Below are 26,698 nucleotides of genomic sequence, written 5' to 3'. Positions count from 1 at the left end.
AGACTTTCTTGATTGATTCCGCCACAAGAAAATGCATCCCGGCGGTCGTTTTCCACCGGAGCCAGGCGGTAATCGTCATTGCACAAAGAAAAACCGGAGCCAAAACCCCGGAGCGAATACTCTGTTCTCTAGCGCTCCTGTTCGCATAAAGCCATGCCGAAGCTCGAAATCCACAGCTTCCCAAAGGCTCGTGAGCGCAAAAGAAAAGGCCGGACCCGAAGCCCGGCCACATTCACTTAGTCATTTGCAGATCACAGAACAACCACTTCAGTGCCAAGACCGACGCGATCGTAAAGATCCATCACATCCTCATTGATCATGCGGAAGCAGCCGTTGGAAGCCGAGCTACCGATGGTCCAAGGCTGGACGGTACCATGAATGCGGATGTAGGTATCCTTGTTCCCCTGGAACAGATAGAGGGCGCGAGAACCAAGCGGGTTGCCCGGACCGCCATCCATACCGTTCTTGAAGCGTCCATAATGAGCGGGATCGCGCTCGATCATTTCCTTGGTCGGAATCCAGCGCGGCCACTCGCGCTTCGCATTGATTGTTCCGGTGCCCTTGAACTCCAACCCCTGCTTGCCGACAGCAATGCCATAGCGGCGAGCAGTCGACGATGTTTCTACGAGGTAGAGGAAACGCTGTTTCGGGTCGATCACGATCGTGCCAGGCTTATAGCCGCTAAACGCTACCTCCTGCGCCCGGAATTTCGGATCGATATTGTACTTGCTGGCTTTTACCGCATTGCCGCCCTTGGAAGCCTTTTTCTTCTTCGGCTTTTCCGGGTTGGCCTTGGTATCGCTTGAAAGAGCGACCTGCTGAACGGATGCGGCAGCTTCGTTGAGCTGCGCTTCGGCGCTTACCGGCGAAGCTGCAAATGCCGGAGCAGTCGCCCCAATGCAGAGACTTGCAATACCTGCCATCAGAATACGGCGTGAAAACATGTTCGGTTCCCGAAAAATCAAGCACAAGGGAGAAACGCCTGCCGCATTGATTGCGACCAGACTTTCGCCCTGCTTACTGCAAAGCGATCCGGTTCTCAATTCAGCGCCGCTGTTCTGCAATGCGATTCGGCGACGCCTATTGCCTACCTGCAACACTTTGCAGCCCGATAGTTAACAAAAAGAAAACCGGCCACAAGGACCGGTTTTCGCATTGGTTTCATACTGCGCTTTTTTACTGCGAGCTTGGAACCGGATTGGCCGGGGTTTCCGGTACAGCCGGCGCCTGTGGCTGCGCAGCATCCGGCTGCGTTGTCGGGGTGCCTGCGCCTGGAGCGGCAGGTGCTGACTGATTTGCGTCTGGACGCGAAGACTCGCCACCCAACTGGTTAAGAATACCACCGCCGTTTCCACCAGCCGGGGCTGTCTGGCTCCCGGTTGCCGCCGGGATACGGTTGAGGATGTCGGTCGGCTTTTCGCCGTAGCGCGCCATGATGCCAAGGATAAGCGATGTCGCAAAGAAGCCGATCGCAAGAATGGCCGTCGTGCGGGTCAGCGCATTCGCAGCACCGCGAGCCGTCATGAACCCCGAGCCACCGCCAATGCCAAGGCCGCCGCCTTCCGAACGCTGGATAAGCACAACGCCGACAAGCGCCAGCACGATCAACAAGTGAATGACAATGAGTACGGTCTGCATGGGTTACGGTCTTTACATCCCTAAAACTAGAGCGGCTCTTTACACGCTATTGTCCGATAATCCAAGCCCCGAGACCAAGATAGACAGACGTGAAGCGCCGGTTACAAATTACGATAGGTTTCGCATATGGCGAGAAAATCATTCGCCTTCAAGCTCGCACCGCCGACAAGCGCACCGTCCACATCCGCGACGCCAAGCAATTCCAATGCGTTAGCGGGCTTGACCGAACCGCCATAGAGCAGCCGAAGGTGCGCACCTTTCGTGCCGAAACGTTCAATCAATTGCTCACGCATGAAGGCATGTGCGGCGCGCACATCCTGCACCGTCGGCGTCAAACCCGTACCGATCGCCCAAACCGGCTCATAAGCGATGATCGTATTCTCCGCATCTACACCATCGGGCAAGGAACCGGCGATCTGCGAGCCGATAACGTCCAGCGTGCGCTCCGCCTTGCGCTCATCGGCTGTCTCGCCGACGCAAACGATTGCGATCAAACCTGCGGCCCAGGCGGCTTCGGTCTTGGCGCGAACAATCTCATTGCTTTCATGATGATCGGTGCGGCGCTCGGAATGTCCGACAATAACATGCGTCGCGCCTGCTTCCTTGAGCATCTCGGCAGAGACATCGCCTGTATGCGCGCCAGATACTTTATGGTGAGCGTCCTGCCCACCGAGACCGACGGTCTCGCCTTCCAGCGTTTCCGCCGCACGAGAAAGGAGCGTGGCAGGAACGCAGATGACTGCATCCAGCTTGCGGCCGAGATCGGAACTCAAGCCCGCAGCAATCGCACGCAGTTCGGTCAGGGATTCTCCCGTTCCATTCATCTTCCAGTTGCCAGCAACCAGCGGACGGATTCCCGGAGTCATTTCACTCTCCTCGCCTGTTCGAAACAGCAGGCGTGACCACACATTGAAAGCGGGCCAACGCCAAAATTTGCCACTGACTAAGCGTATTCGTGCCGCAATGCAAATGTTCTTAGGTTCCCACATGCAATGAGACCTTGCATAGAGGGCTGGCTTAAGGTTATCCCCTGACTGGCTCTATCTATAAAAGCCGAGCTTCGTTTTGTTCTTGAAGGGTTTCCAATGCTCGACAGCCTGCGTTCCGCCGCTCAATCCTGGGTCGCCAAACTTCTGCTTGGCCTGCTTGTACTGAGCTTTGCGATCTGGGGCATCTCCGATGTCTTTCGCGGGGGGCTGTCAGGCAATGCCGCTTTGACGGCTGGCGGGTCAGAAGTCAGCGCCTCTGATTATCGTTTCGCTTACGAACAACAGATGATGCGCCTGTCGCAGCAGTTTCGCCAGCGTTTGACGCGAGAACAGGCAAAAACGCTCGGCGTCGAAAATCAGGTACTTGCCCAGCTTGCGGCCGGCGTTGTTCTGGATGAAGGCGCGCGCAACATGCAGCTTGGTCTTTCCAAGGACGGAATTGCGCGGCTGACGGGCGAAGATCCGTCATTCCATGATGCAAGCGGTAACTTCAGCCGCGCCCAGTTCGATGCGGTCCTTCGTCAATCCGGCATTCGTGCGCAGGACTATCTCGACAATCGCGCCAAAGTCGCCCGCCGCCAGCAGATCGTGGAAGCCGCAACGGATGGCATCAAGCTTCCGGACGCAGCGTTGAAGGCATTGGCTCTCTATCAGGGTGAAACCCGCAGCGTCGACTATGTAACCATTCAGGCTGAAAAGGCCGATGTCATCCCCGCTCCATCCGAAGATGCGCTCAAGACCTATTTCGAAGCGCACAAGGACGAGTACAAGGCGCCGGAATACCGGAAGATCAGCTACGTGAAGCTGGAACCGGCTGACATTGCCGATCCGTCTGCTGTCACGCAGGACGAAATCAACGAATATTACGAAAAGAACAAGGACCGCTTCAGCACGGTCGAAAAGCGTGCCATCGAGCAGTTGAACTTTGCCGATGACGCTGCAGCTGAAGCAGCTCAACAGAAAATCGCCGCTGGAACGAGCTTCGCCGATATCGGCAAGGAACAGGGCAAAACCGAAGACGACCTGAAGCTCGGTACGTTTGAGAAGTCCGCTATACCCGACCAGGCGGTTGCAGATGCAGCTTTTGCTTTGGCGGAGAATGGTGTCAGCCCGGTCGTAAAGGGCAGCTTCGGTCCGGTCATTCTGCGCGTGACGCAGATCGAACCGGCTCATGTGAAGCCGCTCACCGAAGTTGAAGGCGAAATTCGTACCACCCTAGCGAATAATATCGCAGCAAGCAGCATCAGCGGCATTCATGATTCCTATGAACAGGAACGCTCTGACGGCGCATCCATGGCCGATGTCGCAAAGAAGCTGAGCCTGAAATCTGTTACCGTGGAAGCAGTCGATGCCGAAGGAAACGATCCTGCCGGTAATCCTGTCGAGCTACCGAACTCGGAAGCACTTCTTGCCGCTGCTTTCCAGGCCGACCAGGGTTTTGACAACGACGCCCTGACGATGGGTAATGTCGGTTATCTCTGGTATCAGGTTGACGGCATCACCCCGGCACGTGACCGCACGCTCGATGAAGTCAAGGATAAGGCTGTGGCTGCGTGGAAGGGCGAAGAGGCTGTCAAGCGCCTCAACCAGCGTGTGGACGAACTGAAGAAGCGGCTGGATGGCGGCGCGACACTCGACACAATTGCCGCGGAGCTGGGTGTCGAAAAGCAGACCAAGCGCGGCATCATCCGTACGACCAACGATGCTGATATCGGAACGGCTGCTGCGGCCCAGATTTTCCGCGGGACGAACGGTTTTACCGGCAGCGCCGCTGCCCCTTCTGATGATGCACAGATTCTGTTCAAGGTTGTTGAAGTAACCGAACCTGCCGCCGCCGGACCGGAAGCCATTCCGGAACAGCAGCAGAAATATCTGGCAACTTCGCTGTCGGACGACGTCCTTGAACAGCTCGTGGGTGAATTGCAGAAGCAGTACCCTGTTAGGATAAACCAGACCGTCATCAACAACGCTCTGGCGTTTTAAGGACGGTGGGCATCCAAATGGCTGATCTAAAACCCTATATTGCGAAAGCCGCTGCCGGAGAGCCGCTTTCGCTGGAAGATTCCAAAGCCGCTTTCGACATCATGATGTCTGGCCAGGCAACCCCATCGCAGATAGGTGGATTGCTGATGGCGTTGCGTGTACGCGGTGAAACCGTACCGGAAATCGCCGGTGCCGTTGCCTCCATGCGCTCGCGCATGCTGGAGGTTTCCGCTCCCGACAACGCAATCGATATAGTCGGAACCGGCGGCGACCAGTCCGGCTCCTACAATGTTTCAAGCTGCTCCGCATTTGTTGTAGCCGGGGCCGGCGTGCCCGTCGCCAAGCATGGCAACCGCGCGCTTTCCTCTCGCTCAGGTGCGGCGGACGCGCTTGCCGCGCTCGGCATCAATATCGAAGCTGATGCAAACACGATTGGCCGCAGCATTAAGGAAGCCGGTCTTGGCTTCATGTTCGCGCCGATGCACCATTCCGCCATGCGCCATGTCGGCCCATCTCGCGTCGAACTGGGCACACGCACCATCTTCAATCTGCTTGGTCCCCTTTCCAATCCGGCTAGCGTCAAGCGTCAGCTCGTTGGAGTATTTGCGCCCCAATGGCTGGTACCATTGGCCGAAGTGCTCAAAGAGCTGGGCTCCGAAGCGGCTTGGGTTGTCTATGGGGATGGTCTCGATGAAATGACCACCGCAGGCACAACGCAGGTTGCGGCCCTCGAAAACGGTCAAATCCGCACGTTTGAAATAGCGCCGGAAGATGTCGGGCTTCGTCGTTGCGATCCGGTGGAACTGAAAGGCGGCGAAGCTTCTGCCAACGCCAAGGCTCTGCTGGGCGTGCTCGAAGGCGACAAAAACGCCTATCGAGACATCGTGTTGCTCAATTCAGGCGCCGCACTCGTCATCGCCGGCAAGGCGAAAGACCTGAAAGAAGGCATCGAGCAAGCGTCACATTCCATCGATAGCGGAGCAGCACTTGCTGTTTTGCAGAAGGTGATTGCCGTGTCGAACGACAACACCGCCTGACGGAAGGATCAAACTATGTCCACCGATATTTTGCGCAAGATCGAGGCCTATAAGCGCGACGAAATCGCCGCTGCCAAGGCCGAGCGCAGTGTGGCCGATCTGAAAGCGCGTGCCAAGGATCAGGAAGCACCGCGCGGTTTTCTCAAGGCACTGGAGGCGAAACGCGCTGCCGGTGAATTCGCGTTGATCGCCGAAATCAAGAAGGCAAGCCCGTCGAAAGGCCTTATCCGTCCTGATTTCGATCCGCCTGTACTTGCGCAAGCTTACGAGACGGGTGGTGCGGCATGTCTCTCCGTGCTGACCGACGCGCCATCTTTTCAAGGAGCGCCAGAATTTCTGACCGCGTCCCGCAACGCATGTGGTCTCCCGGCACTTCGCAAAGACTTTTTGTTCGATACCTATCAGGTGCATGAAGCGCGCAGTTGGGGAGCCGACTGCATTCTGATCATTCTCGCAAGCGTCGACGATGATCTTGCAAAAGCGCTGGAAGAAACCGCTTTTGAACTCGGTATGGACGCTCTCATCGAAGTACACGATGAGACCGAGATGGAACGCGCATTAAAGCTTTCCTCGCGTCTGCTGGGTGTCAACAACCGCAATTTGCGTACCTTTGAGGTTGATCTCGCAGTTTCCGAACGTTTGTCGAAAATGGCTCCGCCCGACCGTTTGCTGGTAGGGGAAAGTGGCATTTTCACCCACGAAGATTGCCTGCGTCTGGAAAAGTCGGGAATTGGGACGTTCCTCATCGGAGAGAGCCTGATGCGAAAGGCAGATGTGGCAGCGGCGACCCGTGAACTCCTGACCGGCAGGGCTTGACTGATGGTCTCCAAACTCACTCATATCGACCAGAGCGGCGCTGCCAATATGGTGGATGTTGGAGCGAAGAACGAAACCGAACGTCAGGCTGTGGCCGTGGGAACGGTCACAATGAAGCCGGAAACGCTGGCGCTCATTGTGGAAGGCAACGCCGCAAAAGGTGACGTTATAGGTACAGCGCGTCTAGCCGGCATCATGGCAGCAAAAAAGACCGCCGATCTGATTCCTCTCTGCCACCCGTTGATGCTGACCAAGGTTTCGGTCGAAATCGAGCCCGATCATACTCTGCCAGGCCTGCGCGTTCGTGCCCTCGCCAAGCTCACAGGGCGCACCGGTGTGGAAATGGAAGCGCTCACCGCCGTTTCAGTAACCTGCCTCACTATCTACGATATGGCCAAAGCGGTCGATAAGCATATGGAGATCGGCGGCATTCGCGTTATCGAAAAGAGCGGCGGCAAATCAGGTGACTGGACCGCATAAACTGCTTTTGGAGATTGCTGCAGACTTTGCTTTGGATCAATTGTTCCGGCCGGTTTTTATGGTTTAGACAGTCAGCAAACCAGTTTGAGAGGAAACGCCATGTCCCTTCTCCCGGTCGATGAAGCACTGGCCCGCATTCTGAAGTCGGCGGAGCCGCGTGGCATTGAGGAAGTTGAATTGTCCAATGCGGGTGGGCGTGTCGTTGCAACGCCCGTGCTGGCGCATCTTCTACAACCACCTTTTGACGGTTCGGCGATGGATGGATATGCCCTGATCGCACCCGACAACATCTCCTATCCTGTTCAGTTTGATATCATTGGTGAATCGGCAGCGGGCAACCGCTTCGAGGGCGAATTAGGAATCGGACAGGCAGTCCGCATTTTCACAGGTGCGCCGTTGCCCAAGGGCACGGATGCAATCGTCATTCAGGAGCACACCGAGCGTTCGAGCAACCGGTTGACTGTCCACGAAGGTATAGAGCCGGGGCGGCATATACGCCGCGCGGGTCTCGATTTTTCGCCGGGCGACATTGTAATTCCAACAGGGCGCGAACTGGATGCTGCCGCCTTATCGCTGGCAGCCGCCAGCGGTAATGCGAAAATCGATGTATTCAAAAAGCCCAAAGTGGCAATTATTGCCACCGGGGATGAACTAGTGCTTCCGGGCGAAATACCCGGAAAGGATCAGATCGTTGCGTCGAACAGCGTTGGAATTGCCGAAATCGTGAGGCGAGCCGGCGGGACTCCGCAAGATAAGGGGATCATTCCCGATGATCCCGCGAAAATCGAGCAAGCAATAGAAGACAGCCTGCAAAGCGATATCGACATTCTGGTTACAATTGGCGGTGCTTCCGTCGGCGACCGGGACTTCGTGCATGGCGCGCTGCGAAAACTTGGAGTCGAGCTCGATTTCTGGAAGATCGCCATGCGGCCAGGCAAGCCGCTGATGTACGGACGCGTCGAGGTAAACGGCAAGATCGTCCATGTCATCGGACTTCCGGGCAATCCTGTTTCGAGCCTGGTGTGCAGCCTTGTGTTTCTCAGGCCGCTTGTCGCCAGACTTGCCGGAACCAACTCTGAGGCCGACATCCGTCCGGCCAAGCTGGGCATCGCCCTGCCCGCTAACGATCATCGTCGCGATTATATCCGGGCGACAGTCGAATCACGTACCGACGGAACATTGGTCGCATCGCCTTTCCCCGTGCAGGATTCGTCCATGCTGTCGGCGCTTGTCCGCTCAAGAGCGCTTCTCATCAGGGAGGAGAATGCTCCCGCAGCCGCTATCGGCGATGACTGCCGAATCCTCATGTTATAATGCGACCTTCTTCATCTGAACATGAGGAAACCATCCTAAACCGTAGTGCGGTATATATTATTCAGAACGTCGCCTGACCTGTTTGGTGGCAACAGCCTGGCGTCAGAACATGCTGTCTTTCCTCTTATTCAACGTTAACGGTTTTAAAACCATTGCAGAACAAGACTGGAACATATAGTGTTCGTTCTGGTTTTGTTTTTCTCGATTCTTGGCCGGGAGGGTGTCGCGCATGTTGACCCGTAAGCAGCACGAGCTTCTGCTGTTCATTCACGAACGTCTGAAAGAAACGGGCATCCCACCATCTTTCGATGAGATGAAAGAAGCGCTCGATCTGGCTTCAAAATCGGGTATCCATCGCCTGATCACAGCCTTGGAAGAGCGTGGTTTTATCCGTCGCCTGCCAAACAGAGCGCGCGCGCTTGAGGTGTTGCGCCTGCCTGATTCCATCGCTCCTGGGCTCAATGCGCAAAAGAAGTTTGCTCCAAGCGTTATAGAAGGCAGTCTGGGCAAAGCGCCACCCCCTCCGCCAGCCCGCCCTGCCCCCATAGCGACCAATGACGACACATCATCCGCCACTGTCTCCGTACCGGTCATGGGGCGAATAGCTGCGGGTGTACCAATCTCCGCCATCCAGAATCAGACCCATTCCCTCAGCCTTCCGCCGGAAATGATCGGCGCGGGAGAGCATTACGCGCTTGAGGTGAAAGGAGATTCGATGATCGATGCCGGAATTTTCGACGGGGACACAGTGATTATCAAACGCGGAGATTCCGCCAACCCCGGTGAAATCGTAGTGGCATTGGTCGATGACGAGGAGGCAACCCTGAAGCGCTTTCGCCGCAAAGGTGCCTCCATCGCTCTCGAAGCGGCTAATCCCGCTTATGAAACGAGGATATTTGGTCCTGATCGTGTGCGCGTGCAGGGCAAGCTTGTCGGTCTGATCCGCCGTTACTAGAGCATTTCCAGCAAAAATGCGAAGCGGCTTTGATGAAGATGAGACATGACAGGATTGAACGGTGGGATTGAAACGCGAACCTAATACCGCTCACAATCAATCGCAGCGTGTTGGGTTATCGCCCGTGTCTGACGCACAGTCCGCTACGTTTTGAATGGAAGCGGATTTGGGTTTGTACTCTCTTTCGGGCAAGCCGCGTGCTGCGCGCGAATGGATGCGGTGCAAATGCCAGGGACGGCTTGGCGCCTCAACGGCATAGGTAATTCGGTCTTCCGGCCGGAAGTCAGGCCCCGGCTGGCTTGTTTTGGGCTTTCCAGCTTCGGGTGTTTTCTCCGTCGTCGTCAGAGAGCGATTTTCATCGCGTTGTTGTCCGAGCCTGATTTCCACGGCGCCTTTGAGCGCAAGATCGCGTTTACTAATGCTGGTAATCGTTGAACGATGACATGCCGCATCCTTACCTGGAACAGCGAGAATAACCACATTTCCGATATTGCAGGCGATCTCCTGCATTGTGGTTTCTCCGGTATAGGCAAGGGTGCGACCATCACGCAAATTGATCGTGCACACTCCCTCATCACACTCGAAACCATGGGACGCGGACTGCTTTTCCTTTTTTACCGCAACCGGGGGAATTATTTCGTCGATCAAATAAGCGGTTTTCCAATTATTGATTGTGAATTGTGATGGTCGATTTCGATTAACCGCGAGCCTTCCATCCGCCAATCGTACACCCACTAGTTTGGCATCTTCGGATATGACGATATCTGGAAAAGGCTCTTTCATAAAAACACCCAATCCTAAAACGATAAATGGGAGTGCCAACAACTTTAGCCTGGTGGAAAGCACCACAGCCAGAACCAGCGCAATGGTCCAATATACGAGCGTGAGCGAGGGCATCGGTCCGGGATTCCCGTCTGGCGACCATGCCGCAACGAATGCAGCAATGTGCCTGACCGCGAAAATCCCCCAACCCATTATCTGCAAAGGCACCCAGTCCAGCTGCAAAGGCATCAGCAGAAGCCCGAAAACAGCAAAGGGCATGACAAGGAGCGCGATTACGGGTTCAGCGAGGACATTTCCCACCAGCCCCAAAGGCGCTGTATTGTTAAAATGATAAGCGGCAAAAATTCCACTCGCCAGCCCGGCAATGAGCGAGGTGCCTGCCGCTGCCGTGACCGGCTTCAATATCCGTCGGGCGACGCCATACGTGGCCTTGCCACGCTTCTCCGCACCAATATGCCTGTTCGCATTGCGTTCGCTCCACCAAGCATAACCGGCGATCAACGCGGCAGTGGCAGAAAATGACATTTGAAAACTCGGCCCCAAGATTTCATGCGGTGAAAGCGCTATCATGGCAAGCGCCGCGACGGCCAGATTGCGCATGCTGATGGCAGCGCGATCAATCAGCAGTGCCCCAAGCATAACCGCGATCATCACGTAGCTTCGTTGCGCAGCGACGTCCGCACCGGACATGGCAAGATAGAAGGTACAGCTTAACAGGGAGAGAAACGCCGCATATTTCTTCACCGGATGTCGTACGCTGAAAGCGGGGAATAGCGCGAAGGCGGATCGTAGTGTCAACATGACAACGCCAGCAGCGAGCGCCATATGCAAACCCGAAATCGACAGAATATGCGCCAGCCCTGCCTTGCGCAGATCCTCATTGGTTTGCTCGCTGATCCCCGCACGGGTGCCTGCCACAAGCGCCGAAGCGACGCTACCGTCCTCTCCTCCGATCACCTCCTCAATGCGCTCGGAAACCCGGACCCGCAGCATGGCAATCCACTGGGACATTTCCGCCGTCAATTCGTCTGGTGGAGGAACAGCCGTTTCTTTGGGCGTTCCGAGAAAGAACCCGTTGGCGCCAATGCCGTTGAAATAAGCGTGAAAAGAGAAATCGTAGTTTCCGGGCCGGACAGGGCCCGACGGAATACGCAGTCGGGCGAAACCAGACAGTCCGCTGCCAATCGCAGTTGTCGCCGGTATGTCTCTGGCATTGATGCGAACGCGCTTCGGCGGAAATCGAAGTTTCGGGCGTTCTGTCTGGAGTAGCTCAAGCGTTATCCGCCAGCTGTCATTATCCTGATATTCAAGTGCAACAACCCGGCCTGTCACACGCGTCGCCACGTCGGAGCCCAACATCGGTGTGGCCCGACGTTCCGTCTCCCATTTGCCCACAACAAGCCCCGCGACCAGAGCGACGGCCAAGGTCCCGCCTTGGGCCACCGCGAAATGCCTGCGCGTCGCAATTCGCAAGATGATGCCAATCGCCAGCATGGACAGAATTGGCGTCCATGCAGGTTCGAACGAAAGCGTGAAATAGATTATCGCGCCAATACCGGCAAAAACCGGAAGCAAAAGAAAGGTTATGCCTCGTCCGGCTTCCGTTTCGGCTGCGGCTTTGACCTGCCTGCCCGTGAGCGACGGTATAGACAGAATCCGTTCACGGAAACTCGGCGCGGGAAGCTTGACGGGCGTTGTGTTTACTTCGGGTTCACTTAGAGGCCATGCTTCCGGAAATAAGGTGCGCATCGAACCATCAGGCAAACTTCTGACAAGCGCCCGTTCGTCTATATCGCTCGCTTCCCTAATGCCTGTCATGCCCCCGCCTGACCGCAAAAGTTCGCCCACGCCGTCAAGCTAGCCCGAAAGAACGACGGCACATCAGTGCGAAAGGGGTGTGAAGCCCTTGCGCACATTGCTGCCTATGCTACATGAACCGCAGCCAAAATCGAGTGAGTTCGTTTAACGAACCGCGATTACCTGCCGGGTTGTCTCGTGCAGGCATTAGAATTCAAGTTCGCGCCTGTCTCTCCGGCATTTGCCGCTGCTTTGGAATGGCGCACGACATAGTGGAGCTATCATGTCGAAACCGGTCGTTACCCGTTTTGCCCCTTCGCCCACGGGCTATCTGCACATTGGCGGCGCGCGCACCGCTTTGTTCAACTGGCTATATGCCAAGCACAATGGCGGCAAGATGCTGCTGCGTATCGAAGACACGGACCGGGAACGTTCCACTGACGCCGCGACGGCTGCCATTCTCGATGGGCTCACATGGCTGGGTCTGGATTGGGACGGCGAAGCCATCTCGCAATTCGAGCGCGCGCCTCGCCATCGCGAAGTGGCAGAAGAACTCGTTGCTCTCGGCAAGGCGTATTACTGCTATGCAACGCCGGAAGAACTGGAAGAAATGCGCGAAAAAGCGCGGGCCGAAGGTCGTCCGCCACGCTATGACGGGCGCTGGCGTGATCGCGATCCGTCGGAAGCACCTACTGGCGTGAAGCCGGTCATCCGCATCAAGGCACCGCAGCAAGGTGAAACACTCGTGCAGGATGCGGTACAGGGTGACGTACGCTTCCCTAACAAAGATCTCGATGATTTCATCATCCTGCGTTCCGATGGAACGCCCACCTACATGCACGCAGTTGTTGTCGATGATCACGATATGGGTGTGACTCATATCATTCGTGGCGACGATCATCTGACCAATGCCGCACGGCAGACCGTCATCTACAACGCGATGGGCTGGGATGTACCGCAAATGTCGCATATCCCGCTTATTCATGGAGCAGACGGTGCAAAACTCTCCAAGCGCCATGGCGCTTTGGGTGTCGATGCCTACCGTGCGATGGGCTATCTGCCTGCGGCCCTGCGCAACTATCTCGTGCGCCTCGGTTGGAGCCACGGCGACGACGAAATCATGTCGACCGAACAGATGATCGAATGGTTCGATGTGAAGGACATCAATAAGGGTGCGGCCCGCTTCGATTTTCAGAAACTGGAAGCGATCAATGGCGTCTATATGCGAGCCAGCGATGACCGGGCGCTTTATGATGCGCTTATAGCTGTTCTTCCCGAAATCGAAGGCGGCAAGGAAATCGCGGGCGCATTGGACGAGAAGCGACGCGCACAACTGCTCGCCGCCATGCCGGGCCTGAAGGATCGCGCCAAAACTCTCGTGGAGCTGGCCGATGGATCGAAGTTTATCTTCGCTGCTCGTCCCCTTGATCTTGACGAGAAGGCAGCCTCCCTCCTGAATGAAGAGGGCCGCGCCGTACTCAAGTCTGTTCTGCCTGATCTGGAAGCTACGGCGGAATGGACTGTCGAGTCTCTCGACGCCGCTGTGCGGACTCACGCAGAAAAAACCGGGATGAAACTCGGCAAGATTGCGCAACCATTACGAGCAGCGCTCACAGGCCGCGCCACCTCTCCGGGCGTGTTCGATGTGCTTTTCGTCCTTGGTCGTGAAGAGTCGCTGGGACGCATTCGCGATCAAATCGGTTAAGGTGGGAACATTCACGCTGACGTGACAAAACCGGCGTAAATAGTTCAAATTACGCATTGCATCGCGAACTGTTTGGGATAGTTTGACGGGCAAAATCGTTAGGATAATGCGTGAATGGTTCCCGCGGGGGCGAGACCATTCCAAGACATAAAAGACAAATCATAACGACGATTTCAATTCTGCCGTCGTGCGGGCGGCAAAGTGGACATGAAAGGAAACACGATGTCAGATAGGACAGCCAGCTTTACACTAGAAGGCAAAACATTCGACCTGCCTGTGCGACAAGGCACTGTCGGACCAGACGTCGTCGATATCGGTCCACTCTACAAGAACTCCCAGATGTTCACCTACGATCCTGGCTTCACGTCCACGGCATCGTGCGAATCCAAAATCACCTACATCGATGGTGATGAAGGCACCCTGCTCTATCGCGGCTACCCGATCGATCAGCTTGCCGAACACGGTGATTTTCTGGAAACCTGCTACCTGCTTCTTTACGGTGAACTGCCCACGGCAACCCAGAAGGCTGACTTCGATTATCGTGTGACGCGCCACACGATGATCCACGAGCAGATGACAAAGTTCTTCACGGGCTTCCGCCGTGATGCCCATCCTATGGCAGTGATGGTCGGTTGCGTGGGCGCGATGTCAGCATTCTATCACGATTCCACGGATATCACTGACCCGCATCAACGTATGGTTGCCTCCATTCGCCTGATCGCCAAGGTCCCAACGCTCGCTGCCATGGCCTACAAATACCATATCGGCCAGCCGTTCATGTATCCGAAGAACGATCTCGATTTCGCATCGAACTTCCTGCACATGTGCTTCGGAGTTCCTTGCGAGGATTATAAGGTCAATCCGGTTCTGGCGCGTGCGATGGACCGCATCTTCATTCTCCACGCAGATCATGAGCAGAACGCCTCGACCTCGACCGTGCGCCTTGCCGGTTCGTCGGGCGCCAATCCCTTTGCATGTATTGCTGCCGGTGTTGCCTGCCTCTGGGGTCCTGCCCATGGCGGCGCAAATGAAGCCGCGCTTAACATGCTGGCTGAAATCGGTTCTGTCGACCGTATTCCTGAATATATCGCGCGTGCAAAAGACAAGAACGATCCGTTCCGTCTGATGGGCTTCGGCCACCGCGTTTATAAGAACTACGATCCGCGTGCCAAAATCATGCAGAAAACCTGCCATGAAGTTCTGGGCGAACTCGGCATCAAGGACGATCCGCTGCTCGACGTTGCAATGGAGCTGGAAAAGATCGCCCTGACGGATGAATACTTCATCGAGAAGAAGCTTTATCCGAACATCGACTTCTATTCCGGCATCACGCTGAAGGCCCTCGGCTTCCCGACCGAAATGTTCACGGTTCTTTTTGCACTCGCTCGCACCGTCGGCTGGGTTGCACAGTGGAAGGAAATGATCGAAGACCCGCAGCAGAAGATCGGTCGTCCGCGCCAGCTCTACACGGGTGCTGCCGAACGCGATTACGTGCCGCTCGCAAAGCGTAAATAAGCATCAGCCCGCAAAAACCCGGTTGTCTAACAACCGGGTTTTTTTTATGCCTGCTCGCAAGCAGTCAACTCTTGGGCTTAAGCATTTCCGGCAAAAGTACGGTCCTGCACTCAGTGCGTAAAACAAAGAGACCGTACACTCTCCAGCGATTCAACTGAAACTGGGAGCACTATTGCCTGCCAGTTCGAGAACGACCCGCGCCCCGATCTCACCAGACGGCTGCTCCGTCTCCATAATCGAAGCGACCTTATCGAATCCGTCTAGCTGCGCCTGCCGCGCCGATCCGGGCCGCATCAGGCGCTCAAGATTACGTGCAAGCATTCCGGGGCGAACGAACTCATTGAAATACTCAGGAACAACCGGCTCATCGGCGATGATATTGGGCAGCGCCGCGCTCCAGATCGTGATTTTAGGCATCAGAAACTTGCGAGCAAACCAGTCCGCCTTATAGGAAAGCACGCTTGGAATGCGTGACAGGGCGAGCTCCAGCGAAACCGTTCCGGAAGCGGCGAGCGCCGCGTCAGCCTTGGAAAACGCTTTCCACTTTTCTTCATCCCCGAGCACAATGAGCGGCTTGACGGCCCAATTCTTTGAAAGATCCCGCACCATTTCCTCAATGCGCGGCAATGTCGGCAAAACGACATCGAGCTTTTCGATTCTGGCAGCAAGTTCGCCCACAGCCTGGCCAAACGGTTCCATCAACAACTGGATTTCAGTACGACGAGATCCGGGGAGAACAAGCAGCGTTTTCCGGGTTTCATCAGTCCGTTGCAATTCCAGTATTTTTTGTTCAGCCCTTGCCTTCAATATTGGCTCATAGCTGGAAAGACGGTGCCCCACATAGGTGGCGCTCGGTCCGCTCAACTGCTGCATGACCTCTACCTCGAATGGGAGAATGGTCAGCACATGGTCAAAATAGGCTTTCATCGCCCGGGCACGCTGCGGCCGCCATGCCCACACACTCGGCGCTATATATTTCACAATGGGAATTGTAGGTTTCGCGGCTCTTATCTTTTGAGCGACACGGTGAGTGAACTCGGGACTGTCGATGAGAAGAACGCAATCCGGTTTTTCCGCAATTATGCGCTGCGCGGTCTGTCCAATGCGCCGCATCAACCCCGGCAAATTCTTCAGAATTGCGCCCAGCCCCATGAGGGCGATCTCGTGCGGATCGAAGAAAGACTTCATGCCCCGCGCCGCGAGGTGATCGCCTCCGACGCCGACTATATCGACAAGCCGGTCTGTCTGGCTCCGCAGCGCATCGATCAGATCGGCACCAAGAAGATCACCGGATTCTTCACCGGCCACGATTGCTATTTTCAGAGGCCGGCTTTGGGTGCTCACTTCCTGGCGTCCTTTCTCACGCGACTGACTGTCTCTATGAAGAGACCCCTGTCGTTTGCTGCAGCGATGGTTTCACCGAAACCTAGAATGAATGTCCTGCCAGCCTCAACCGCTATTCCCGATAATCCCGCTTTCGCAGAATTCTCAACTGTCGAAATCCCGATGGTCGGAAGGTCGGCTCTTTCATCCTGCTGTGGCTTTGCCATCTTGACGAGAACACCGCCCCGACGAGGTATGCGGCCAGCTGCACGCAATTCGCGCACACGTTCAATCATTTGATCTGTGCCTTCCGCCCCCTCGAGGGCCACGACACGTCCGCCGACCGCCACCGCGCCCTGCCCGACATCGAGATCACCCAAGCGAAGCGCTGACTCCATCGCAAGTTCAAGATTATGGCGTTCTTGGACGTCCGGCGCCGATCGTGTCAGAATTTGAGCCGGTGATGGGGAAAGCAGATTCGGGACAACTTCGTGCGCCCCGACAACCTTGAAACCAAAAGATTCGAGCAGACTTATGAATGCGCGCAATAGCGCATCGTCACCTTGTCCCAGTGCCCGCAGAACGTAAGGCACCGCCCGCAGCGTCGGCCAGTCAAGCTTCAGATCGCTGACATGGGGGCGGCTTGTCACGCCTCCGGCAAGGACAACGCGGTCCACGCCCGCAGCTTTCATAGAGCGCACAAGCTTTGCAAACTCTACGATCGAAATTTCTTGATGCTCATACGTATAGAGCAGCGGATCGGCTTCCCCGCGCAGCGGCACGAGGAAGGGAACGTTTCCCGCTGCCACAAGAGCCTCTGCAACATTGATCGGCAGCAGGCCGTTCCCTGCGACAATGGCAACGCGTCCCGCATGGTCTGCGAGACGCTGCGTTGTCTCAATCTTCGCCGCTGTCATGTCCGGCCCCGCCATGCACCGCATCCAGCGGAGGTGTACAGTAGGCACGCTTGGTGTCGACTTTGATGAAGTCGATCATATCAACAACAGCCGGTGAATCCGGTATCGCAATCAGTACGTCCTTTGCACGGTCCCGGATCGGTTTTGTGCGGTCGAACAACATCCGAACGGCATGACGAAGATTATGGATTTCTTTGCGTTCCATGCCGGAGCGCTTCATACCGATGATATTCAAGCCACCGAGATGCGCATGCACGCCGATTGCCATGCCATATGGAATGAGATCGCTCACGACCGCAGCCATGCCGCCCACGAAGGCATGATGGCCGATGCGCACAAACTGATGTATCGCAGCGCCACCGCCGAGAATGGCGTGATGACCAATAGTCGTATGACCGCCAATCATCACATTATTGGAGAAGGTAACATAATCGCCAATATCGCAATCGTGCGCCACGTGAGCGTACGCCAGAAACGAACAATTGTCGCCGATCGAAGTGTAACCGCGCGCGTTGTCTGACCCTTTGTGCATGGTCACGCCTTCGCGGATAATGCAGTTTACACCGATATTAAGCCTCGTAGGACCGCCCTTATGCTTATTGTTCTGCGGATCGCACCCCAGAACAGCATGTGGGTAGACCTTGCCACCCGCACCAAGTGTGGTAGCTCCGGTTACGACTACGTGGCTCATCAACTCCGAATTGTCGCCAATGACGGCGCCAGACTGAATGTGACAAAAGGGGCCGACAGACACACCCTGGCCCAGTTCCACGCCCTGCTCTACGAGAGCGGTGGGGTGAATGATTGTTTCTTTCATTGATATGCTCACTGGTTTTCTTCAGCTGTGCTGATCATGGCAGCGACTTCAGCTTCCGCAACCTTTACACCATCAACTTCCGCAACGCATTCATATTTGGAGATATTTGCACGTTGTTTGATTTTCTTAACATGAAGTAAAAGCCTGTCTCCCGGTATGACGGGACGACGAAACTTCGCATTGTCGATGGTCATGAAATAGACCACACCCGGACGCCCGGTCTTGCGCTGAAGCAAGGAAATAGCGCCCGCCGTTTGCGCCATGGCCTCGACAATCAGAACGCCCGGCATGATCGGCTTTTCAGGAAAATGACCTGTGAAATGCGGCTCGTTGATCGTCACATTCTTGATGCCGGTCGCAGAGACGTCACCATCAATATCGACGATCCGGTCAATCAGCAAAAACGGATAGCGATGCGGCAGCACTGCCAGAAGGTCCTGGATATCTGCTGCTTCCAGCTTGGTCTGATTTGCATCACTCATCAGAGGATTGCTCCTTTCTCGATTGCCCGATGCTGCGAATGTTCGCAATATCGCGGAACCACTGCTTGATAGGCCGCGCGGGAATACCACCCCAGCGCTCCCCATCGGGTATGTCATTCATAACGCCGCTTGCCGCAGCAACCTGTACGCGTGAGCCTATGATCAAATGATCGGCAAGTCCCACACGTCCGCCCAGCATTGTCTGGTCACCAATAACGCAACTGCCAGAGATGCCGCAATGCGCGGCAATGATACAAAAACGGCCGATCCGCACGTTGTGCGCAATCTGGACAAGATTATCGACCTTGGTACCTTCACCGATAACGGTGTCATTCAAAGAACCGCGATCCACCGTTGTATTGGCGCCAATCTCGACATTGTCCTGAATAATGACCCTGCCGAGTTGGGGAACTTTTTCCAGACCCGCCGGGCCTGGAACGTAGCCGAACCCATCTTGCCCAATCCGAACGCCTGGATGGAGCGCAACCTGGTTGCCGATGAAGGCACACTGCACGGTAACGCCCGGCGCGATATAGCTGTTGCGGCCGATCTGGCAACCTTCGCCGACGACAGCAGTCGAAGCGATCAAAGTGCCGCTACCGACGGTAACGCCCCTGCCGATCACGGCTCCCGCTTCGATGGTCGCCCCATCCTCAATATGTGCTGTCGGGTGAATGATCGCCGCTGCAGAGATACCTGTTTCACCAAACCAGCTGACCGGTCTGACCGATGCAGGAAACAGCATCCGGCCCACGGATGCAAAGTCTCGCTGGGGATTGCGGGTAACGAGTGCTGCTATGTGCGACGGTACGCTGTCCGCGACGGTTTCCGTACACAGAACCCCGGCCGCACTGATTGAAGAAAGTCCGTCAGCGTTCTTTTTGCCCTCAACGAAGACGAGAGAACCTTCAGTCGCATCTTTAAGGGAAGAGAGGCGCGCAACAGAACGCGGCGCAAGCTTCGGGTCGCGAAGTCTTGCACCGGTAAAATCTGCTATATCGCCAATCGTGAGTTCACGCGAAGGCGCGAAAAAAACAGGATCTGCCATCAAAACACTTTCTTTCCCGGGGTTGTTATACCCCGGGAAAAGGCAAATCTATTAGAACTTGGTCGAAACACCGAAGTTGAAGTTCTGAACCTTGTCGGTATCAGCCTTCGCGATCGGGAACGCATAGTCAAAGCGTAGCGGACCGAATGGAGAAGCCCACATCAAGCTGACACCTGCCGAAGCGCGAAGCTTCTTGTCATCGCCATAGATCGGCGAGCCGCCCTGCGAGGATTCGTTGCCATAAAGCGTCGCGGCATCAGCAAATACGGCACCACGGATACCCAAGCTCTCAGGAACCAGTGGCATCGGGAACTGAACTTCAGCCGTACCGTTGATATAGGTCGTGCCACCCATCCAGTAACGCTTGCCGTTCGCAGCATCCTGATAAGGACCGATACCATTGAACTTGAAGCCACGAATGATGTCCGAATTGTTTTTGAACAAGTCGAAGATACGGACGCCATCATTACCAAATTCATGGATGTAACCACCACCGACGCTCAGCAAACCGACGATATCGGCTTCCTGAGATAGCGTCTTGTAGTAGTCAGCCTTGGCAGTCGTCTTGATATACTTCGCATCGCCACCGAGACCCGCAAATTCCTGCGTGAATTTGGCATAAATACCGTCATGCGGATTCTTCATGTCATCGATGGAGTTATAGGTCAGCGAGTAACTGATCGACGAACGGAGCCAAGGGCTGTAGTCGGCAGCCTCAAGCAAGGCTGGAGCATAGTAACTTTCCGCATCGGGGCGGAAGAGGTCGTACTTTTCTTGAACCAGATTGTACGCGATACCTGCCGAGAAGTTATCCGTGATCGGCAGGCCGAAACGGATCGTACCACCGGTCTGCTCGACGTCGTAATCGTCATTTACGCGGTACGTACGACGGAAGACGTCAAAGCCAGCCGACAAACGGTAGCCGAGGAAATAGGGCTCGGTAAACGATAGGCCGTAATTGCGCATATCGTCCTGACCGGCACCTGCACTAATGCGGATATACTGGCCACGTCCGAGGAAGTTACGCTCGGTGATAGCGGCTTCAACCTGCGCACCCGGTGATTCACCACCAGTCGTATAACCACCACCGATCGAGAATTCGCCCGTCGACTTTTCAACGACATCGACAACCAGAATGACCTGATCCGGCTCGGAGCCAGGTGCTGTCGAGATATTGACCGTCTGGAAGAAATCAAGCGCTTCAAGGCGACGCTTCGCACGCTGCACCATGACCTGATTGAAGGCATCACCTTCATTCAGATCAAATTCGCGACGAATCACGAAATCACGGGTCTTATCATTGCCGCGAATTTCAATACGCTGAATGTAAGCACGCGGACCTTCGTCGACGCTGTAGACAACCGAGATTGTGTGGTTTTCGAAATCACGATCACCACGTGGCTCGACCTTCGCAAAAGCGTAACCGCTTCCAGCCACATTTTCGGTAACTGCGAGAACAGAATCCTCGATTTCCTTGGCGCTGTAAGGCTTACCCGAACGCGTTTTGACCAGATGATCCAGAGCATGCCCGTCAACACCAGCGACGTTGCTCTCGACGCTCACATTGCCAAACGTATAGCGCTGACCTTCATCGACCGTGATGGTGATCGTGTATTCGTTCGTCGAAGGATCGAGAACAGCATTAGACGAAATCACGCGGAAATCCGCATAGCCGCGATTATAATAGAAACGGCGGAGCGTTTCCTCGTCAGCCTGAAGACGCCCCTCGTCATAGACGTCGTTACGCGTCAACCACGATAGCGGATTCGAACGCTTGGTCGAAATCACATCACGCAGACGACGGGAACTGAAAGCCTGATTGCCAACAAAATCCACATTCGCAATCTTCGTGCGCGAGCCTTCGTTGATTTCATAGACAACGTTTACACGACCCTGGCCGAGATCAACGGTACGCGCATTCACGGTCGCATCGCTGCGCCCGATATGTGCATAGGCCCCCTTGATTGCCTCGACATCGGCCTCCATCGTCGCAGCATCGTAAGGCGAACGAGCCTTGAGCTGCACGGCGCGAGCAAGGTCAGGGTCCTTGATCTTCTTATTGCCCTGGAAAAGGACGTTATTGACCACCGAACGTTCGGTAACATTCACGACGAGCGTGCTGCCGGACTGATTGATGCGAACATCCGAGAACAACCCCATCGCGAACAGACGCTTCACCGCAGCATCAATATCGGCGCTGGTGAAGGCTTTGCCCGGACGAATATCAATATTGTCACGGATGGACTGCGCGTCGACGCGTGTATTACCGCGCACCTCGATACGGCTAACGACAGCAGCCTCGGCAACATTGACCGAAGCCAGCGAGAGTGCAGCAGTACCCGAAGCCACAAGAGCCACTGACATGGCGAGCGCAGAAGCGGCGCCAAAGAATTTAGAACTTGCCGTCATAGGCTTTCCGAACCTTCGTTTCTTTCTGTCCCCGGGGCGATTAACCCAGAAAAGCACGTACAGATACAACCGTCATACCCGGTTTTTCCATACAAGCAAGCGTCACGGTTAAATTCTGTTTACTTAAGCAACCAGCGTGACATCCGCGCCACGCGATTTAGGTGTTATGGTAAACAAATCGCTTAGCTTTTCCAGCAGTCACTCCCAATTTTCATTTCTGTTTAACACCTCCTCCGGTCCTCGCCGGAGAAGAAACGCATCGTAGCGGTTTGCTGACCGGAACCTCCAGCCTGCACCGATCCCCAAGATCACCACCTGAGCCAGCCGTAGAGTCATCTAGCAGGCAAACAGGTCGTTGAAAAGTACGAACCCCATGAATCCCATAACAAGTAGAAAACCGACACGATAGAAAATATCCTGCGCAGCGGCAGACACCGGACTGCCCTTTATGGCCTCCACCGCATAGAAAACCAGATGACCGCCATCCAGCGGAGGCAGCGGAAACAGGTTCAGAAGTCCTATGCCGACCGATAACATCGCCATCAATTGGATAAGCCAGTCAAATCCCTGGCTTGCCGCCTTACCAGCCATATTGGCAATCTTGACCGGACCACCAAGCTGGCATTTATCCTCACGACCGACCGCAAAGCGCTGAAAAAACTCTCCCGTGCGACCGATAATATAGCCCGTTTCCATGACAGCTTGTGCCACTGATTCGAGGGGGCCATATTCAATCCGCCGAAAATTACCTACAGCTTCAGTGGTTTCCACACCGATAGCACCAAGCTTGATCTTGTTTCCAAGCGGATCGGTGCGCTCGACAGTTGCCGGAACGGCTTGAAGATCAACCATCTTGCCATCACGCTCGACAGTGAAATTCAGCTTGTCCCCGGCTCGTCCGGATACGATGCGCTGTACGTCGGAAAAAGTGGTTATCTTTTCGCCGTCAACGCTGACAAAGCGATCTCCGGCCTCGAAACCAGCCTCAGCAGCCGGACTGCTCGGCTGAACACCTGCAATAAGCGGATCGGAAATCTGGCGTCCATAAAGCGCGAAGAAAACGCTGAAGATGACGACCGTCAGAATGATATTGAAAGCAGGCCCGGCAAAAACCGTTGCCGCGCGCTTCCACACCGGCTGGGTATGAAACGCCCTTCGCTGCTCATCCGCGCTCAAATCTGCATTATTAACGTCCACAGGAGAACTCGTGGCGCTCTCGTCACCGATGAATTTGACATAGCCGCCAAGCGGAATGGCCGAAATCTTCCATCTTGTTCCATGCTTATCCGTGAATCCGATCAACTCCGGCCCAAAGCCGATGGAAAAAGCCTGTGAACCGATGCCGCACCAACGCGCAACCAGATAGTGGCCCATTTCATGAACAAAGACCACAACGGTCAAAACAAAGAGAAATGGAATGATGGTCCCGACAAGCAGGCTTTCGCCACTGAGAAAAAAGGCCAACGCCTCCTGCAAATCACTGCTCCTTACAAAACACTAGCGGGCTGTCGAAAAACCAAATGAATCGAACAATTCCCTTGCGCCTTAGAAACTGAAGAAAATCGCAGACGGCACGTCTGGCTCAGCGAAAATTGCACCGAACAGGTACAAAAGTGCGGCAGCCGCTACAAGCCCGTCGACACGGTCCAGAACCCCGCCATGTCCCGGTAGCAGACGCCCCGAATCCTTTGCGCCGAACTGACGCTTCACCCATGATTCTGCAAGATCGCCGATCTGCGAAACGATAGACAGTAGCAATGCGAGCAGCGGCACCAGCCAACCGCCTGGCGCCGCCACCAAAGATGCAACCAGAATGCCGCCCGCCACCGCAGCAGCAGCACCGCCAATAGCGCCGGACCATGTTTTGTTTGGCGAAAAGCGCGGTGCGAGTTTCGGTCCGCCCAATGCCCGGCCGTTAAAGTAGGCAGCAATATCGGTGGACCATACGACTGCGAAAAGAAAAACAATGGCCGTAAAGCCGAAAGGTTCGTCACCGCGCAGGAGCGAAAGCGAAACGGCGGAGAAACCCGCATAAAATAGCCCCGCCGCGGGCCAGCCCCGCCCTGTCCGCCATTGGGTAAGAAAAAGTGTGAGAGTGCCCGCTATCAGGACGCCAATCGTCAAGAACGCGCTTTTGTCCATAACGAGCAGAATACTGGTAAGCACCAGCCATCCCCAGCCGAACATCCGCGAAAACAGCGTCTGCTTGGGTGCGGTCAAGCTGGCCCATTCGTGGAACATGGCCAATCCGATCGCGATTGAAAACAGCGTGAAACCCAAACCGCCTATCCAGGTCAGCCACAAAGCAGCTGCACCGAGAACAATAGCAGTAATAATACGGGTTTGAAGATTGGACATTGAGACCTTTCGACGGACCGGCTTGCGCCAAATTAGAGCATTTTCAGTGGTTCCGATTCTCGGGAACCACTTTAGACTGCCGCCCCCTTGGTCGAAGGGCATGCGATTTCATTTTCCAGTTCCTCGATTCCTGCGCGCACTTCAACACCGCCGAATCGACGCTCGCGTTGTTGAAACGCCTCATAAGCGGCATCAAGGTCTGATGCGCGGAAATCCGGCCAATGAATGGGCAGAAACAGAAACTCTGAATATGCCGCCTGCCAGAGCAGAAAATTCGACAACCGCATTTCCCCGCTCGTGCGGATGATAAGATCCGGGTCGGGTATCCCTGCCGTATCAAGATTTGCAGAAATCAGCTCAGCGGAAATAGACGCCGGATCAAGCAGGCCAGCCGCGACATCGCGCGCCAGGCTGCGCACGGCACGAACGATCTCGTCGCGGGAGCCGTAATTGAACGCTATGATCAGATTGAGGCCGGAATTTCGATGAGTCAGCGTTTCCGCTTCGGCCAACAGTGTTCGGATATCGGCGGCAAGCTTTTCGCGCTCACCGATAATGCTGACCCGCACATTATTGCGATGCAGCTCCGCGAGATCGCGACGGATAAAAATCTTCAGCAACCCCAGGAGATCATTCACCTCTCCGCTCGGGCGCGACCAGTTTTCTGAAGAGAATGCAAACAAGGTAAGGTAGCCGAGGCCACGATCCCCGGCTGCCCGTACAGTCTCGCGAAGAGCTTCGACACCTGCCCGATGTCCCGCGCTGCGGGGCAAGTTGCGTGCCTTCGCCCAACGGCCATTGCCATCCATGATAATGGCGATGTGGCGCGGTTCGGACATGGCGAAGCTCTCCTTCAACGGAAACCATACAGGTCCTAGACCTGCATGATCTCCCCTTCTTTCACTGCAACGATCTTATCCATCTCTGCAATGGTTTCGTCCGTCAGCTTCTGCACTTTTTCCGACAGAACACGGCCATCATCCTGACTGATGAGGCTGTCTTTCTCCATCTTTTTCAGCGTGTCCATACCATCGCGGCGGACATGGCGAGCAGCGATGCGGCCCTGCTCGGCATATTGATGTGCAATCTTGACCAGTTCCTTGCGGCGCTGTTCGTTCAACTCCGGAAGCGGAATGCGCAGCGTCGTACCGTCGGTGATGGGATTGAGACCGAGACCTGAATCGCGAATTGCGCGTTCCACGGCCCCCACCATGCTCTTGTCCCAGACGGACACCGAAAGCATGCGCGATTCGGGAACGGTAATGTTTGCGACCTGATTGATTGGCATAGTCGAGCCATAGGCCTCAATGACAATCGGTTCCAGCAAACTTGCGGAAGCACGGCCTGTACGCAGGCCTCCAAGATCGTGCTTCAAAGAATTGATAGCGCCTTCCATGCGGCGTTTCAGGTCGTTGATGTCAAAAGCATCACTCATGCATTTTCTCCTTCGATACGCAGCAAGGGTCGATCAATTATCGGAAACGATCGTGCAGCGCCCCTTGCCTTGCAGAATTTCGGCCAAGCCGCCGTTTTCATGGATGGAATAGACTATTATCGGAATGTTGTTCTCACGCGCAAGGGCAACGGCGGCTGTATCCATGACCGCAAGCCCGCGATCGAGAACTTCTTTGTGCGTCAAACGATCGAAACGCGTTGCGTTCGGATCTTTTTTCGGATCAGCGGAATAAATTCCGTCAACCTGCGTACCTTTCAAAAGTGCATCCGCCTCGATTTCGGCAGCGCGAAGAGCCGCTGCCGAATCCGTCGTAAAGAAAGGATTTCCCGTGCCACCAGCAAAGATCACCACCTTGCCCTCATCCATGTAGGCCGTAGCCTGTCTCTGCGAGAAGCTCTCACAGATTTCAGGCATGGCGATGGCCGAGAGCACAACGGAATCCACACCGATCTTGTGCAGGGACGTACGAAGCGCCAGCGAGTTGATGACAGTGGCCAGCATTCCCATGTGATCGCCGGTTACGCGGTCGCCACCTTTGGAGGCCACGGCCACGCCACGGAAAATATTACCGCCGCCAATGACGACGCCGACTTCCACGCCCAGCGATCGTGCCTGTTTGATATCGCTCGCAATACGGTCTGCTACGGAAACATCGATGCCAAAGCCCTGGCTGCCCATCAATGCCTCACCTGAGGCTTTCAAAAGGACGCGTTTGTAGGCGGGTTGACCTGGCATTGGATGCTCTCCGCAGATGGTGATCAAGTGGATGTGTTCGGGTTCCGATACACGAAGGGCACCGCGTTGTCACGCGATGCCCTTCGTAATCAAAAGCCTTTTCATGCAATCAGCGCATCCCGAAAAAGGGAAAACCTATTT

The 26,698-nt window shown here is 55.4% G+C and carries 23 protein-coding genes; 8 read left to right on the top strand and 15 right to left on the bottom strand.

The features are described 5' to 3' along the window. Positions 1–251 precede the first annotated feature (251 nt). From F9K78_RS05135 to tpiA, 3 genes are all read right to left on the bottom strand, one after another. Positions 252–944, bottom strand: coding sequence for a L,D-transpeptidase (locus F9K78_RS05135; protein ID WP_121983247.1), 693 nt, complete (start codon positions 942–944; stop codon positions 252–254). A gap of 232 nt (positions 945–1,176) precedes the next feature. Continuing rightward, positions 1,177–1,638, bottom strand: a complete 462-nt coding sequence (gene secG, locus F9K78_RS05130; protein WP_121983248.1) for a preprotein translocase subunit SecG — start codon at positions 1,636–1,638, stop codon at positions 1,177–1,179. A 101-nt stretch (positions 1,639–1,739) separates the two neighbouring features. Next, complete coding sequence (gene tpiA / locus F9K78_RS05125; RefSeq protein WP_121983249.1) at positions 1,740–2,504, bottom strand: triose-phosphate isomerase; 765 nt, start codon at positions 2,502–2,504, stop codon at positions 1,740–1,742. A gap of 219 nt (positions 2,505–2,723) precedes the next feature. On the opposite strand from tpiA, the gene F9K78_RS05120 reads away from it, so the two are divergent. The 6 genes from F9K78_RS05120 to lexA all read left to right on the top strand — a co-directional run bounded on the left by F9K78_RS05120 (position 2,724) and on the right by lexA (position 9,212). Continuing rightward, positions 2,724–4,610 (top strand): peptidyl-prolyl cis-trans isomerase, encoded by a 1,887-nt coding sequence (locus F9K78_RS05120; RefSeq protein WP_121983250.1) that lies wholly within the window; start codon positions 2,724–2,726, stop codon positions 4,608–4,610. Positions 4,611–4,627: 17 nt separating this feature from the next. Next, positions 4,628–5,647 (top strand): anthranilate phosphoribosyltransferase, encoded by a 1,020-nt coding sequence (gene trpD / locus F9K78_RS05115; RefSeq protein ID WP_121983251.1) that lies wholly within the window; start codon positions 4,628–4,630, stop codon positions 5,645–5,647. Between the two features lie 15 nt (positions 5,648–5,662). Continuing rightward, entirely contained in the window at positions 5,663–6,463 is an 801-nt protein-coding gene (gene trpC, locus F9K78_RS05110) for an indole-3-glycerol phosphate synthase TrpC (protein WP_121983252.1), read from the top strand. A gap of 3 nt (positions 6,464–6,466) precedes the next feature. Continuing rightward, complete coding sequence (moaC, locus tag F9K78_RS05105) at positions 6,467–6,943, top strand: cyclic pyranopterin monophosphate synthase MoaC (protein ID WP_121983253.1); 477 nt, start codon at positions 6,467–6,469, stop codon at positions 6,941–6,943. 99 nt (positions 6,944–7,042) lie between these two features. Further along, the gene (locus F9K78_RS05100) at positions 7,043–8,257 is read left to right on the top strand and encodes a molybdopterin molybdotransferase MoeA (protein ID WP_121985256.1); all 1,215 of its coding nucleotides are present in this window, start codon (positions 7,043–7,045) and stop codon (positions 8,255–8,257) included. Positions 8,258–8,486: 229 nt separating this feature from the next. Beyond that, positions 8,487–9,212 carry a transcriptional repressor LexA gene (gene lexA, locus F9K78_RS05095; RefSeq protein WP_121983255.1) on the top strand — a complete coding sequence of 242 codons (726 nt, stop codon included), beginning with the start codon at positions 8,487–8,489 and terminating at the stop codon, positions 9,210–9,212. A 96-nt stretch (positions 9,213–9,308) separates the two neighbouring features. Here the strand turns inward: lexA and F9K78_RS05090 are convergent, their stop codons facing one another. Further along, a complete protein-coding gene (locus F9K78_RS05090; protein ID WP_121983256.1) occupies positions 9,309–11,813 on the bottom strand; it encodes a ComEC/Rec2 family competence protein in 2,505 nt (834 codons plus the stop codon). A gap of 262 nt (positions 11,814–12,075) precedes the next feature. On the opposite strand from F9K78_RS05090, the gene gltX reads away from it, so the two are divergent. Together gltX and gltA are read left to right on the top strand one after the other, a co-directional pair. After that, the gene (gltX, locus tag F9K78_RS05085) at positions 12,076–13,497 is read left to right on the top strand and encodes a glutamate--tRNA ligase (RefSeq protein WP_121983257.1); all 1,422 of its coding nucleotides are present in this window, start codon (positions 12,076–12,078) and stop codon (positions 13,495–13,497) included. A 222-nt stretch (positions 13,498–13,719) separates the two neighbouring features. Continuing rightward, entirely contained in the window at positions 13,720–15,012 is a 1,293-nt protein-coding gene (gene gltA / locus F9K78_RS05080) for a citrate synthase (RefSeq protein ID WP_121983274.1), read from the top strand. Positions 15,013–15,162: 150 nt separating this feature from the next. Here the strand turns inward: gltA and lpxB are convergent, their stop codons facing one another. The 11 genes from lpxB to pyrH form a co-directional block, all read right to left on the bottom strand. Beyond that, on the bottom strand, positions 15,163–16,356 hold the full coding sequence (lpxB, locus tag F9K78_RS05075; RefSeq protein ID WP_121983817.1) for a lipid-A-disaccharide synthase: 1,194 nt from the start codon (positions 16,354–16,356) through the stop codon (positions 15,163–15,165). Beyond that, on the bottom strand, positions 16,353–17,252 hold the full coding sequence (locus F9K78_RS05070; RefSeq protein ID WP_121983821.1) for an LpxI family protein: 900 nt from the start codon (positions 17,250–17,252) through the stop codon (positions 16,353–16,355). Before F9K78_RS05070 ends, lpxB begins: the two co-directional genes overlap by 4 nt. Next, on the bottom strand, positions 17,233–18,069 hold the full coding sequence (gene lpxA, locus F9K78_RS05065) for an acyl-ACP--UDP-N-acetylglucosamine O-acyltransferase (protein ID WP_121984859.1): 837 nt from the start codon (positions 18,067–18,069) through the stop codon (positions 17,233–17,235). The genes F9K78_RS05070 and lpxA overlap by 20 nt, the downstream gene beginning before the upstream one ends. An 8-nt stretch (positions 18,070–18,077) precedes the next feature. Then, positions 18,078–18,551 (bottom strand): 3-hydroxyacyl-ACP dehydratase FabZ, encoded by a 474-nt coding sequence (fabZ, locus tag F9K78_RS05060; RefSeq protein ID WP_112700536.1) that lies wholly within the window; start codon positions 18,549–18,551, stop codon positions 18,078–18,080. Next, positions 18,544–19,599: a UDP-3-O-(3-hydroxymyristoyl)glucosamine N-acyltransferase gene (gene lpxD, locus F9K78_RS05055; RefSeq protein WP_121984860.1), complete on the bottom strand. Its 1,056-nt coding sequence runs from the start codon at positions 19,597–19,599 to the stop codon at positions 18,544–18,546. The genes fabZ and lpxD overlap by 8 nt, the downstream gene beginning before the upstream one ends. Before the next feature lie 51 nt (positions 19,600–19,650). Further along, the gene (bamA, locus tag F9K78_RS05050) at positions 19,651–22,008 is read right to left on the bottom strand and encodes an outer membrane protein assembly factor BamA (RefSeq protein ID WP_121984861.1); all 2,358 of its coding nucleotides are present in this window, start codon (positions 22,006–22,008) and stop codon (positions 19,651–19,653) included. A 336-nt stretch (positions 22,009–22,344) separates the two neighbouring features. Then, entirely contained in the window at positions 22,345–23,484 is a 1,140-nt protein-coding gene (gene rseP, locus F9K78_RS05045) for an RIP metalloprotease RseP (protein ID WP_121983813.1), read from the bottom strand. Positions 23,485–23,553: 69 nt separating this feature from the next. Next, positions 23,554–24,366: a phosphatidate cytidylyltransferase gene (locus F9K78_RS05040; protein WP_121983812.1), complete on the bottom strand. Its 813-nt coding sequence runs from the start codon at positions 24,364–24,366 to the stop codon at positions 23,554–23,556. A 71-nt stretch (positions 24,367–24,437) separates the two neighbouring features. Continuing rightward, a complete protein-coding gene (locus F9K78_RS05035; protein WP_121983811.1) occupies positions 24,438–25,205 on the bottom strand; it encodes an isoprenyl transferase in 768 nt (255 codons plus the stop codon). A 35-nt stretch (positions 25,206–25,240) separates the two neighbouring features. Then, positions 25,241–25,801 carry a ribosome recycling factor gene (gene frr / locus F9K78_RS05030; RefSeq protein WP_121983810.1) on the bottom strand — a complete coding sequence of 187 codons (561 nt, stop codon included), beginning with the start codon at positions 25,799–25,801 and terminating at the stop codon, positions 25,241–25,243. 33 nt (positions 25,802–25,834) lie between these two features. After that, a complete protein-coding gene (pyrH, locus tag F9K78_RS05025; RefSeq protein ID WP_006471613.1) occupies positions 25,835–26,557 on the bottom strand; it encodes a UMP kinase in 723 nt (240 codons plus the stop codon). Positions 26,558–26,698 lie beyond the last annotated feature (141 nt).

Source organism: Brucella pseudintermedia, assembly GCF_008932435.1.
Classification (GTDB): domain Bacteria; phylum Pseudomonadota; class Alphaproteobacteria; order Rhizobiales; family Rhizobiaceae; genus Brucella; species Brucella pseudintermedia.
Note: the sequence above shows the minus strand (reverse complement) of the source record. Positions and strands in the feature narration are given on the sequence as shown.